Origin of the sequence: Mycobacterium sp. SVM_VP21 (assembly GCA_024758765.1) — a bacterium.
In the GTDB taxonomy this organism is placed as follows: domain Bacteria; phylum Actinomycetota; class Actinomycetes; order Mycobacteriales; family Mycobacteriaceae; genus Mycobacterium; species Mycobacterium heraklionense_C.
On sequence record CP101406.1, the window covers coordinates 1,800,050 to 1,812,580 of the forward strand.

Here is a 12,531-nt window from a genome sequence, read left to right on the forward strand (position 1 = left end):
TCAACCCTTCTCCGGCGTCCAGAGGCGGCCTCGGCGCCTCCAGATTGCCGAGCCGCTGGGAATCGGCGGGCGATACTCAAGGCGCAAGAGGGGACGGCGGGGCGCCGACGATGCGCGCGAGCGCTGGTCGGCTACCCTTGGCGCCGATGACCGCTCGTTTTGACCTCTTTGTCGTGGGTTCCGGATTCTTCGGCCTGACCATCGCCGAGCGCGCAGCCACGCAGCTCGGCAAGCGCGTTCTCGTCGTCGAGAAGCGCCCGCACATCGGCGGCAACGCCTACTCCGAAGCCGAACCGCAGACCGGCATCGAGGTCCACAAGTACGGTGCGCACCTGTTTCATACCTCTAATAAGAGGGTCTGGGATTACGTGCGGCAGTTCACCGAGTTCACCGGCTACCAACACCGGGTGTTTGCCATGCACGACGGTCAGGCCTACCAGTTCCCGATGGGGCTGGGCCTGGTGTCGCAGTTCTTCGGACGCTATTTCACCCCCGACGAAGCCCGGGCGCTCATCAAAGAGCAGGCTTCGGAAATATCGGCGATCGACGCCGCCAATTTCGAGGAGAAGGCGATCAGCCTGATCGGCCGCCCGCTGTACGAGGCGTTCGTCAAGGACTACACCGCCAAGCAGTGGCAGACCGACCCCAAGGAACTCCCGGCGGCCAACATCACCCGGCTGCCGGTGCGCTACACCTTCGACAACCGCTACTTCAACGACACCTACGAGGGCCTTCCGGTCGACGGCTACACCGCATGGCTGGAGAACATGGCGGCCGACGAACGCATCGAAGTCCGGCTCGACACCGACTGGTTCGACGTCCGCGACGAACTTCGGGCAGCCAGCCCTGAGGCCCCGGTGGTCTACACCGGTCCGCTGGACCGCTACTTCGACTACGCCGAAGGCAAGCTCGGTTGGCGCACCCTGGACTTCGAGCTCGAAGTGCTGCCCACCGGAGATTTCCAGGGCACGCCGGTGATGAACTACAACGACGGCGATGTGCCGTTCACCCGTATCCACGAGTTCCGGCACTTCCACCCGGAGCGCGATTACCCGGCCGACAAGACGGTGATCATGCGCGAGTACTCGCGCTTCGCCGACGACGCCGACGAGCCCTACTACCCGATCAACACCGAGGCCGACCGGGCGGTGCTGACCTCCTATCGGGCGCGCGCCAAGGCCGAGATGGACACCGCGAAGGTGCTCTTCGGTGGGCGGCTGGGCACCTACCAATACCTGGACATGCACATGGCCATCGCCAGTGCGTTGAACATGTACGACAACATCCTGGCGCCGCACCTGTCCGAAGGGGTGCCGCTGGGGGAGGGCAGTAAAGCATGACGGACAGTTCGCGCGCGGTGAGCCGGCTTTCGCGGATCATCCTGCCTCGCCAGGGCGAGCCGCTGGATGTACGCAAGCTCTACATCGAGGAATCCGAGACCAACAGCCGACGGGCACACCCGCTCACCCGCACCAGCCTGGAGATCGGCGAGGAGTCCGAAGTCTCGTTCGCCACGTACTTCAACGCCTTCCCGGCGTCCTACTGGCGTCGCTGGTCGATCGTCGAATCGGTGGTGCTGCAGCTGGAGCTGACCGGGGCCGGACGCGTCGATGTCTACCGCTCCAAAGCGACCGGTGCGCGTATCGCGGTGGACGGCAAGCCTTTCGGATCGGTCGAAAACAATGACACCCCGACGGTGGTGGAATTCGAGATTGGTCTGCAGCCGTTCGAGGACGGTGGCTGGATCTGGTTCGACATCACCACCGACACCGCGGTGACGCTGGACCGCGGCGGCTGGTACGCCCCGACCGAGGCGCCCAGCCGGGCTGACATCGCCGTGGGCATCCCGACCTTCAACCGGCCCGACGACTGCGTCAATGCGCTGCTCGCCCTGACCTCGGACCCGGACGTCGACGAGGTGATCAGCGCGGTCATCGTGCCCGACCAGGGCACCCGCAAGGTCCGCGACCATCCCGGCTTCCCCGCGGCGGCCGCCGGCCTGGGAGACCGGCTGTCGATCCACGACCAGCCCAACCTCGGCGGGTCCGGTGGCTACAGCCGGGTCATGTACGAGGCGCTGAAGAACACTGGCTGCGAACAGATCCTGTTCATGGACGACGACATCCGCATCGAGCCGGACTCGGTTCTGCGGGCGCTGGCCCTGAACCGGTTCGCCAAGACGCCCACCCTGATCGGCGGGCACATGCTCAACCTGCAGGAGCCCTCGCACCTGCACATCATGGGTGAGGTCGTCGACTCGGGCGTGTTCATGTGGACCAACGCCCCGCACACCGAGTACGACCACAACTTTGCCACTGACTCGCTAGCCGAGTCCCCGGACCTGCACCGGCGCATCGACGTCGACTTCAACGGCTGGTGGATGTGCATGATCCCGCGCGCCGTCGCCGAAGAGATCGGCCAGCCGATCCCGTCGTTCATCAAGTGGGACGACGCCGAGTACGGGATCCGGGCCGGCAAGCACGGTTACCCGACCGTCACCCTGCCGGGTGCGGCGATCTGGCACATGGCCTGGAGCGACAAAGACGACGCGATCGACTGGCAGGCGTACTTCCACCTGCGCAACCGACTCATGGTGGCGGCGCTGCACTGGGACGGCAACATCTCCGGACTGATCCGCAGCCACCTCAAGGCAACCCTGAAACATCTTGCCTGCCTGGAGTACTCGACGGTCGCGGTGCAGAACAAGGCGCTGGACGACTTCATGGCCGGTCCCGAGCACATCTTCTCGATCCTGGAGTCCGCGTTGCCGGGCATCCACGCGCTGCGCAAGACCTACCCCGACGCGGTGGTGCTACCGGCGGCCAGTGAACTGCCTGCCCCATCCGGACGCAAAAAGCCGATGCGGCCCCCGGTGCAGCCGCTGTCCATCGGCTACCGGCTGGCCCGCGGCATCCTGCACAACCTCAAGGCCACCGAGCCGGAGCACCATCGGCGCCCGCAGCTCAACGTGCCCACCCAGGACGCCCGCTGGTTCCTGCTGTGCACCCAGGACGGCGTCACCGTCACCACCGCCGACGGCCGCGGTGTGGTCTACCGGCAACGCGACCGGGAGAAGATGTTCGCGCTACTGCGCGAATCGCTGCGCCGCCAATACGAATTGGCGCGCCGCTTCGACACCCTGCGCCGGACCTACCGCCGGGCGTTGCCCACGCTGGCGAGCAAGCAGCAGTGGGAGACGGTGCTGCTTCCCGACGGTGCCGCGTCGTCATGACCGAACTCGGCCGCGCGCTCGACCTGGATGATTCGGTACCCCCGCACGGCGAGGACGCCGTGCTGGTCGGGGTGCAATCGGCACTGACCGGTCGGCCCGGCGTGCTGCCGGTAGCCCGGGCAATGTCGCACTTCGGTGAGCACAGCCTGGGCTGGCTGGCGATAGCGGCGCTCGGCGCCGTGCTCCAGCCGCAGCGGCGCCGCAGCTGGCTGCTTGCCGGCGCCGGAACATTCGCCGCGCACGTCGCCGCGGTGATCGTCAAACGCATCGTGCGGCGCAAACGCCCGAACCACCCGGCGATCGCGGTCAATGTCGGCACGCCGAGTGCCTTGAGCTTCCCCTCGGCGCACGCGACCTCCACCGCGGCGGCGGCCGTCCTGCTGGGCCGCGCGGCCGGCCTGCGGCGCAGGGGCCGATCGGCCCTGATGACACTGCTGGTGCCGCCGATGGCGCTGTCGCGCCTGGTGCTCGGGGTGCACTATCCCAGTGATGTTGCCGCCGGCGCGCTGATTGGCGCCGCCGTCGCCGCAGCCGCGATCCGCCTGGACAACTCTGGAGACTCGGGATGAGCGCAGAAACGCAAGATCGCACGTCGGAGCTCGGCCCGCCGGCCAACCTGCTCTCCGGGGTGATCAAGGCCATGCGGCCGCGCCAGTGGGTGAAGAACGTTCTGGTGGTCGCGGCCCCGTTGGCGGCGCTCGGCGGTGGCGTCCACTACGACTACGCCGATCTGGCACGCAAGTCGCTGATCGCGTTCGTGGTGTTCTCCCTGGCGGCGTCCGCGGTGTACCTGATCAACGACGCTCAGGACGTGGAAGCCGATCGGGCACATCCCACCAAGCGATTCCGGCCGATCGCTGCCGGTGTGGTGCCGGTCGGGTTGGCCTATGCCCTGGCGGCGTTGTTGGGGGCGGCCTCGCTGGGCATCTCCTGGTGGCTGACTCCGAACCTGGCTCTGGTGATGGCGATCTATCTCGCGATTCAGCTGGCTTACTGCTTTGGGCTCAAACATCAAGCGGTGCTGGATATCTGCATCGTCTCTTCGGGGTTCCTGATTCGGGCCATCGCCGGCGGCGTGGCCGCCAGCATCCCGTTGTCGCAGTGGTTCCTGTTGGTGATGGCGTTCGGGTCGCTGTTCATGGCGGCCGGCAAGCGCTACGCCGAGAAGCAATTGGCCGAACAGACCGGCGCCAAGATCCGTAAGTCGCTGGAGAACTACACCAGCACCTACCTGCGCTTCGTGTGGACGCTGGCGGCCACTGCGGCGGTGGTCTGCTACAGCCTGTACGCGTTCGAACGCGACAGCGGTTCGGGGTCGTGGTTCGCGGTGTCTATCATTCCGATCGTCATCGGCGTGCTGCGCTTCGCGGTGGACGTCGACGGGGGTATGGCCGGCGAAGCGGAGGACATCCTGCGACGTGACCGGGTGCTGCAGCTGGCGGCGCTGGCCTGGATCGGAACCATCGGTGCTGCCGTCGCCTTCGGCTAGCTCGGCCCGGGGGGCCACGAGCGGCAGAGCGCCGGACTCCCGGGTCCGGCCGCTGGGCTGGCCCGCGGTCTCCTACAACCCTTCGGTGCGGCTGAGCTCGTGGGCCGGGGTAGCGGTGGTGCTGCTGATGTTCGGCATCGGCGCGTGGCGGCGGCGCTGGATCTCCGACGACGGCCTGATCGTGCTGCGCACCGTGCGCAATCTGCTGGCCGGCAACGGCCCGGTGTTCAATGTCGGGGAGCGCGTAGAGGCCAATACCTCGACAGCCTGGACGTATCTGATGTATCTCGGCAGCTGGCTCGGTGGGCCGGTGCGTATGGAATACGTGGCGCTGGTCTTCGCGCTGGTGCTGACCCTGGCCGGAGTGGCGATGTTGATGCTGGGCACCGCTCGGCTCTACGCGCCGGGCCTGCAGGGTCGCCGCGCGCTGCTGCTGCCGGCCGGGGCGCTGGTCTACATCGCGATTCCCCCGGCCCGAGACTTCGCCACCTCCGGCCTGGAGGCCGGCCTGGTGCTGGCCTACCTGGGGCTGCTGTGGTGGATGCTGGTCTGCTGGTCCCAGGCGCTGCGGATGCCCCGATCGCGTGCTCGCGGCGCTCTTTTCACCGCATGCCTGGCATTCGTGGCCGGTTGCAGTGTGCTGGTCCGCCCCGAATTGGCGCTGATCGGCGGCGGCGCGCTGATCATGCTGTTGATCTCCGCGCGGGAGTGGCGGCCCCGCGCGCTGATCCTGGTGGCCGGCGGCGCGCTGCCGGTGGCGTATCAGATCTTCCGGATGGGCTACTACGCCCTGCTGGTGCCGGGGACCGCGCTGGCCAAAGACGCGGCCGGCGACAAGTGGTCGCAGGGCATGATCTACCTGGCCAACTTCAACGCCCCGTACGCGCTGTGGGTGCCCGCCGTGTTGCTGGTGGCGCTCGGCGCGGCATTGTGGGTGGGCGCTGCCGTCCGTTATCGGCCGCGCCGGCCGGTGCCGCCCGGCGTCGGCCCGTGGGCCCGCCTGGTGCAGAGCCCCGGAGCCGTGGTCTGTTTCTTCGTGTTCAGCGGGCTGCTGCAGGCGGCCTACTGGGTGCGCCAGGGCGGCGACTTCATGCACGGGCGGGTGCTGCTGGCACCGCTGTTCTGCATGCTGGCCCCGGTGGCGGTCATTCCGGTGCTGCTGCCCGACGGCGCGCGGTACCGCCGGGAGGCCGGCCTGCCGCTCAGCGGCGCCGTCGGGCTGCTGTGGCTGGCGGTGGCCGGCTGGGCGCTATGGGCGGCCAACTCGCCGGGGATGGGTGACGATGCCACTCGCGTCACCTACTCCGGGATCGTCGACGAGCGCCGGTTCTACTCCCAGGCGACCGGCAATGCCCACCCGCTGACCGCCGCGGACTACCTCGGCTATCCGCGGATGCGCGCGGTGTTGACCACGATTGCCGCCACCCCCGACGGGGCGCTGCTGCTGCCGTCGGGCAACTACGACCAGTGGGACGTGGTTCCGGTGATCCTGCCGGTGCCCCCGGGGATCGGTGTTGCGGCCGATCCCGATCCGGGCGGAACCGGTCCCCACACCGTCTTCTTCACCAACATGGGGATGCTGGGCATGAACACCGGCCTGGACGTCCGGGTGCTGGACCAGATCGGGCTGATCAATCCGATCGCGGCGCACACCGAACGGCTGGAGCACGGCCGGATCGGTCACGACAAGGACCTGTTCCGGGATTGGATCGTGGCTGACGGCCCGTGGGTCAAGTGGTACCCGCTGATCCCGGGCTACCTGGATCAGGACTGGATCGCCCAGGCGGAGGCGGCGCTGCGATGCCCCGACACCGCGGCGGTGCTGGGCTCGGTGCGTGCACCGATGGGCCCGCGCCGGTTTTTGTCCAATGTGTTGCACTCGCCGGGCTTCACCCGCTACCGCATCGAGCGGGTCCCTCGCGACGAATTGATCCGCTGCGGACTGGCCGTGTCCGAACCGACCCGACCGACCTATACCGGGATGCCGCCTGAGCTCCCCTGACTGTCGGGTGCCGGGCCGACTCAAAAATTGTGACGGACGTCATTCTCCGGACCCGGCAGCTACCCGTCTTGCCGGGTCTCACCGGCTGGAATGCCCACATGAGCGCAGCACGCCGACTGTCACAAAATCCGGTCGCTGGCCGGGTGGTGGGCCCCGTGATGGAACCCGGGGCCCTCGATGGCGAACGTTTTGTGGTTGACTACACCGGCACTGTTGCGTTGGCACGCACAGATCGGGTCCGAGTCGGGCCACGCTATGAGCTAAATACGGCAACGAACGAATGAGGATGCCAAGAATGAAGCTGCTTGACAGGTTGATGGTCGCCGCCGGTGGCGCGGCCCTGCTGGCGGGACTGGTCGGTGTCGTCGGTGGTACCCCGGAGGCGAGCGCGTTCTCCCGGCCCGGTCTGCCGGTCGAATACCTGCAGGTGCCTTCGGCCGGTATGGGGCGTGACATCAAGGTCCAGTTCCAGAGCGGTGGTTCGGACTCCCCGGGCCTGTACCTGCTCGACGGCATGCGGGCCCAGGACGACTTCAACGGCTGGGACATCAACACCCCGGCGTTCGAGTGGTACTTGAACTCGGGCATCTCGGTGATCATGCCGGTCGGCGGCCAGTCCAGCTTCTACAGCGACTGGTACAAGCCGGCTTGCGGCAAGGTCGGCTGCCAGACCTACAAGTGGGAGACCTTCCTCACCAGCGAGCTGCCGGCCTACCTGGCCTCGGAGTACGGCGTGAGCCAGAGCCGCAACGCCGCGGTCGGCCTGTCGATGGCGGGTTCGTCGGCCATGACGCTGGCGATCTACCACCCCAACCAGTTCACCTACGCCGGCTCGCTGTCGGGTTACCTGAACCCGTCCACCGGTAAGGGCTGGATCGGCCTGTCGATGGGTGACGCCGGCGGCTACAAGAAGAACGACATGTGGGGCGACGACAACGACCCGGCATGGTTGCGCAACGACCCGACGGTCAACGTCGACAAGCTGGTGGCCAACAACACCCGCCTGTGGGTCTTCTGCGGTAACGGCAAGGCCAACGAGCTGGGTGGCGACAACATCCCGGCCGTGTTCCTCGAGCAGAACTTCATGATCGGTGCGAACAAGAAGTTCCAGGAGCTCTACACCGCGGCGGGTGGCAACAACGCGATCTTCAACTTCCCGGAGTACGGCACGCACAGCTGGGAGTACTGGGGTCAGCAGCTGCAGGCCATGAAGCCGGACCTGCAGAGCCACCTGGGCGCCACGCCGGGAGGCGGCGCGAGCAGCAGCAGCTCGGGCGAGTAGTCCAGAACGCTAAAGATGTACCGCCGACGGCGGCGACCCCGACGGGTCGTCGCCGTCGGTCGTTTCCTGCCTTGCCCGCGAGTGCCGTGTGATTGACTACCTCCCGGGGTCAGGGCGCGCGACCAGCGGGTGGAATCATCACGAAATCTGTGCCGACGAGCGAGGTGGATATGAGCGGACTGTCGAAGTTGCTGCGGGCGCTGTGCGTGACCGTGCTGATGCTGGGAATGTGGGGCGGGGGCACGATCGTCGGCGCAGCGGCGCATGCCGCACAGTTCGAGAACCTGATGGTCCCGTCGCCCTCAATGGGCCGCGACATCCCGGTGGCGTTCCTCAACCAGGGACCGCACGCGGTGTACCTGCTCGACGCGTTCGACGCCCACCCCGAGGTGAGCAACTGGGTGACCGCGGGCAACGCGATGAACACCCTGGCCGGTAAGGGTGTGTCGGTCGTTGCCCCGGCCGGCGGCGCCTACAGCATGTACACCAACTGGGAGCAGGACGGCAGCAAGCAGTGGGACACCTTCCTGTCCAGTGAGCTGCCGGACTGGCTGGCGGCCAACCGGGGCCTGGCGCCGGGCGGGCACGCCGTGGTCGGTGCGTCCCAGGGCGGCTACGGGGCACTGGCGCTGGCCACCTTCCACCCCGACCGGTTCGGCTTCGCCGGCTCGATGTCGGGCTTCCTGGGGCCGGCCAACACCACCGAGGGCGGCGTCATCGCTGCGGGCCTGCAGAACTTCGGCGGGGTGGACCCGTACGGCATGTGGGGCGCACCGCAGCTCGGCCGGTGGAAGTGGCACGACCCGACCGTGCACGCCACCCTGCTGGCGCAGAACAACACCCGGGTCTGGATCTACGCTCCGCTGGGCGGCGCCTCCAACCCGGCCGCGATGATCGGCGACCCCTCGCAGGCGGCCGGCAGCGGTCGGTACTTCAACTCGCAGTACCGGCAGGTGCGCGGCAAGAACGGGCACTTCGACTTCTCGGCCGGTGACAACGGCTGGGGATCGTGGGCGTCGCAGCTGGGCGCCATGGCTGGCGACATCGTCGGCGCGATCCGGTAACTCTTGCGTTGACTCTGCGTCCACGGCGGGAAAGTTCGAGTAGGCACCGCCCTGGACGCAGAGTCAGTGTGTGCCGTCGCCGATCTGTACCGTGAAAGGCGATATGGCCAAGAAGAAGACATCGAGAACCTCGCGCAAATCCGCGAGATCTCCTCGCAAGTCCCCAGCCAACCGCCGCCGCGTCCTCGCCTGGATCGCCGCCGGCGCGATGGCGCTCGTGGTGGCGCTGGTGATCGTCGCGGTGGTGATCTGGATTCGGCGCCCGGCCACACCCCCGATCGCGGAGCAGCCGGGAGCGGGCGTCCCGTCGACCAGTTCGGTCCCGACGCGGACCCGCAAGCCACGCCCGGCCTACCAGGACGCCAGCTGCCCGGATGTGCAGCTGGTGTCGGTGCCCGGCACCTGGGAGTCCTCGCGGACCGATGACCCGCTCAACCCCACCGAGTTCCCCCGGGCGCTGCTGCTCACCGTCACCCGCCCGATCGCCGAGCAGTTCGACGCGGCCCGGGTGCAGACCTACACGGTTCCCTACACCGCGCAGTTCCATAATCCGCTGTCGGCCGACAAGCAGATGAGCTACAACGACAGCCGGGCCGAGGGCACCCGGGCGACCGTCAAGGCGATGACGGAGATGAACGACAAGTGCCCGCTGACCAGCTACGTGCTGGTCGGTTTCTCCCAGGGCGCGGTGATCGCCGGTGACGTCGCCAGCGACATCGGCAACGGCCGCGGCCCGGTCGACGAGGACCTGGTGCTGGGCGTGACGCTGATCGCCGACGGCCGGCGCCAGGCCGGCAGCGGTAGCGGTGTTGATGTGCCGCCTACCCCGCCGGGGCAAGGTGCCGAGGTCACCCTGCACGAACTGCCGATCCTGTCCGGGATGGGACTGACCATGACCGGTGCACGCAACGGCGGATTCGGAGATCTCGCCCAGCGCACCAACGAGATCTGTGCCCGCGGTGATCTGATCTGTGCCGCGCCGCGAGAGGCGTTCAGTGTCGGCAAATTGCCCGCCACCCTGGAGACATTGGCGGGCGGAGCGGGTCAGCCGGTGCACGCGCTGTACGGCACCACCGACTTCTGGGACCACGACGGCCAGTCCGCCACCCAGTGGACGTTGAACTGGGCACGTGACCTCGTCGACAACGCGCCGCATCCGCCGCACGGGTGATGCCCCCAGCCAACCCGGCGGTTTAGCGAGGCTCGACGAAGGAGAGGCGAAGCTGGAACCGCGGCATGAGCCCCGGCGGTTTAGCGAGGCTCGACGAAGGAGAGGCGAAGCTGGAACCGGCTCGTGACCTGGAGACTGGCGTCACACGCGGTACCGTTTGATTTGGCATGGGCCGCACCGACCTCTAACATTAAGAGAAATTTAAGAGCGGCGGTCCGTGGCCGCAGGGCAGCAGCGCGTCGTCCGGGTGCCGGCAACCATTACCATCTGTGAGGTCCCGGGCCCGCGCGATGTAACGCAGCGGCGTGGCCACACGCGCCCGGCAGCTGATGAGAACGTATGTTCGCGACAGGAGATTTTGCATGGCCCCGGCAACACAGGCCAACTACCACAACCCGTTCGTCAAGGACGGCAAGATCCGGTTCCCGGACAACGCCAACTTGGTGCGCACCGTCGAGCGCTGGGCTGCGTTGCGCGGCGACAAGGTGGCGTACCGCTTCCTGGACTACTCCACCGAGCGCGATGGCGTAGCTCGTGAGATCTCCTGGGCCGACTTCGGCGCCCGCAACCGCGCACTGGGTGCCCGGCTGCAGCAGGTCACCGAGCCCGGTGACCGGGTGGCGATCCTGTGCCCGCAGAACCTGGACTACCTGGTGTCGTTCTTCGGGATCATGTACTCCGGCCGGATCGCCGTGCCGCTGTTCGACCCGGGCGAGCCGGGCCACGTGGGCCGGCTGCACGCGGTGCTCGACGACTGCACCCCGTCGGCGGTGCTGACCACCACCGACTCCGCCGAGGGTGTGCGGAAGTTCTTCCGCAGCCGCCCGGCCAACGCCCGCCCGCGCGTGATCGCCGTCGACGCGGTGCCCGACGAGGTGGGGTCGACCTGGGTTATGCCCGAAGCCGACCGGACCGCGGTCGCCTACCTGCAGTACACCTCCGGCTCCACCCGCACCCCGACCGGGGTGAAGATCAGCCACTTGAACCTGCCCACCAACGTCGTCCAGCTGCTGGACGCGCTCAAGGGACGTGAGGGCGACCGTGGCGTCACCTGGCTGCCGTTCTTCCACGACATGGGCCTGGTCACCATCCTGCTGTCGTGCGTGATGGGGCAGCAGTTCACCTTCATGACCCCCGCGGCGTTCGTGCGCCGGCCCTACCGGTGGATCAAGGAGATGGCCCGCAAGGAAGGGGAGACCGGTGAGTGCTTCTCGGTGGCCCCCAACTTCGCCTTCGAGCACGCCGCGGCCCGCGGCCTGCCCAAGGAAGGCGACCCGCCGCTGGACCTGAGCAACGTCCGGGCGATCCTCAACGGCAGCGAGCCGGTGTCGGCGGCCTCGGTACGCAAGTTCAACGAGGCCTTCGGCCCGTACGGATTCCGCGAAGAGGCCATCAAGCCGTCCTACGGACTGGCCGAAGCCACCCTGTTTGTGTCCACCACCCCGCCCGACGAGGGACCGCGCGTGGTCTACGTCGACCGCGAGGAGCTCAACAACGGCAACCGCTTCATCGAGGTTCCCGCCGATGCCCCCAACGCCGTCAGCCAGGCTTCGGCCGGCCGGGTGGCCGTGGACCAGTGGGCGGTGATCGTCGACTACGAGACCGGCGCCGAGCTGCCCGACGGTCAGATCGGTGAGATCTGGCTGCAGGGCAACAACATGGGCATCGGCTACTGGAACCGGGAGCAGGAGACCGCCGACACGTTCCACAACGTGCTCAAGTCCCGGACCACCCCGTCACGGGCCGAGGGCGCCGACGAGAACGGTTTTTGGGTGCGTACCGGTGACTACGGCGCCTACTACAAGGACGACCTCTACATCACCGGTCGCGTCAAGGACCTGGTGATCGTGGACGGCCGTAACCACTATCCGCAGGACTTGGAGTACTCCGCGCAGGAGGCCAGCCGGGCGCTGCGGGCCGGCTACGTCGCGGCGTTCTCGGTGCCGGCCAACCAGCTGCCCCAGTCGGCCTTCGACAACCCGCACTCCGGGCTGAAGTTCGACGCCGAGGACAGCTCCGAGCAGCTGGTGATCGTCGCCGAGCGCGCCCCGGGCGCCCACAAGCTCGAATACCAGCCGATCGCCGACGACATCCGGGCGGCGATCGCGGTGCGCCACGGCGTGACCGTGCGTGATGTGCTGCTGGTGTCGGCGGGCACCGTCCCGCGTACCTCCAGTGGCAAGATCGGTCGCCGCGCCTGCCGGGCTGCCTACCTGGACGGCAGCCTGCGTGGCGGCACCACCGGCCCGAACGCCTACCCCGACGAGGTCTAACCCCAGATGAGCGAGGCT

The 12,531-nt window shown here is 67.8% G+C and carries 9 protein-coding genes; all 9 read left to right on the top strand.

Features of this window, described 5'->3' with window-relative positions; genetic code table 11:
* Window positions 1-137: 137 nt before the first annotated feature.
* The 9 genes from glf (at window position 138) to fadD32 (ending at window position 12,513) form a co-directional block, all read left to right on the top strand.
* Window positions 138-1,340, top strand: coding sequence for a UDP-galactopyranose mutase (gene glf / locus NM962_08585; protein ID UVO14624.1), 1,203 nt, complete (start codon window positions 138-140; stop codon window positions 1,338-1,340).
* A complete protein-coding gene (locus tag NM962_08590) occupies window positions 1,337-3,232 on the top strand; it encodes a glycosyltransferase (protein UVO14089.1) in 1,896 nt (631 codons plus the stop codon). The genes glf and NM962_08590 overlap by 4 nt, the downstream gene beginning before the upstream one ends.
* On the top strand, window positions 3,229-3,801 hold the full coding sequence (locus tag NM962_08595) for a phosphatase PAP2 family protein (protein UVO14090.1): 573 nt from the start codon (window positions 3,229-3,231) through the stop codon (window positions 3,799-3,801). Before NM962_08590 ends, NM962_08595 begins: the two co-directional genes overlap by 4 nt.
* Window positions 3,798-4,721: a decaprenyl-phosphate phosphoribosyltransferase gene (locus tag NM962_08600; GenBank protein ID UVO14091.1), complete on the top strand. Its 924-nt coding sequence runs from the start codon at window positions 3,798-3,800 to the stop codon at window positions 4,719-4,721. Before NM962_08595 ends, NM962_08600 begins: the two co-directional genes overlap by 4 nt.
* A gap of 127 nt (window positions 4,722-4,848) precedes the next feature.
* Complete coding sequence (locus NM962_08605; protein UVO14625.1) at window positions 4,849-6,723, top strand: hypothetical protein; 1,875 nt, start codon at window positions 4,849-4,851, stop codon at window positions 6,721-6,723.
* A 280-nt stretch (window positions 6,724-7,003) separates the two neighbouring features.
* Window positions 7,004-8,005: an esterase family protein gene (locus NM962_08610; GenBank protein ID UVO14092.1), complete on the top strand. Its 1,002-nt coding sequence runs from the start codon at window positions 7,004-7,006 to the stop codon at window positions 8,003-8,005.
* Between the two features lie 170 nt (window positions 8,006-8,175).
* Window positions 8,176-9,069 (top strand): esterase family protein, encoded by an 894-nt coding sequence (locus NM962_08615; GenBank protein ID UVO14093.1) that lies wholly within the window; start codon window positions 8,176-8,178, stop codon window positions 9,067-9,069.
* Between the two features lie 208 nt (window positions 9,070-9,277).
* Window positions 9,278-10,240, top strand: a complete 963-nt coding sequence (locus NM962_08620) for a cutinase family protein (GenBank protein UVO14626.1) — start codon at window positions 9,278-9,280, stop codon at window positions 10,238-10,240.
* 362 nt (window positions 10,241-10,602) lie between these two features.
* Window positions 10,603-12,513 (top strand): long-chain-fatty-acid--AMP ligase FadD32, encoded by a 1,911-nt coding sequence (gene fadD32 / locus NM962_08625; protein UVO14094.1) that lies wholly within the window; start codon window positions 10,603-10,605, stop codon window positions 12,511-12,513.
* Window positions 12,514-12,531 lie beyond the last annotated feature (18 nt).

Excerpts from the sequence above, each read along its gene's own strand:
- NM962_08590 (UVO14089.1), top strand. The coding sequence starts at position 1,337 with ATGACGGACAGTTCGCGCGCGGTGAGCCGGCTTTCGCGGATCATCCTG.
- NM962_08595 (UVO14090.1), top strand. The coding sequence starts at position 3,229 with ATGACCGAACTCGGCCGCGCGCTCGACCTGGATGATTCGGTACCCCCG.
- NM962_08600 (UVO14091.1), top strand. The coding sequence starts at position 3,798 with ATGAGCGCAGAAACGCAAGATCGCACGTCGGAGCTCGGCCCGCCGGCC.
- NM962_08605 (UVO14625.1), top strand. The coding sequence starts at position 4,849 with ATGTTCGGCATCGGCGCGTGGCGGCGGCGCTGGATCTCCGACGACGGC.
- NM962_08610 (UVO14092.1), top strand. The coding sequence starts at position 7,004 with ATGAGGATGCCAAGAATGAAGCTGCTTGACAGGTTGATGGTCGCCGCC.
- NM962_08615 (UVO14093.1), top strand. The coding sequence starts at position 8,176 with ATGAGCGGACTGTCGAAGTTGCTGCGGGCGCTGTGCGTGACCGTGCTG.
- NM962_08620 (UVO14626.1), top strand. The coding sequence starts at position 9,278 with ATGGCGCTCGTGGTGGCGCTGGTGATCGTCGCGGTGGTGATCTGGATT.
- fadD32 (UVO14094.1), top strand. The coding sequence starts at position 10,603 with ATGGCCCCGGCAACACAGGCCAACTACCACAACCCGTTCGTCAAGGAC.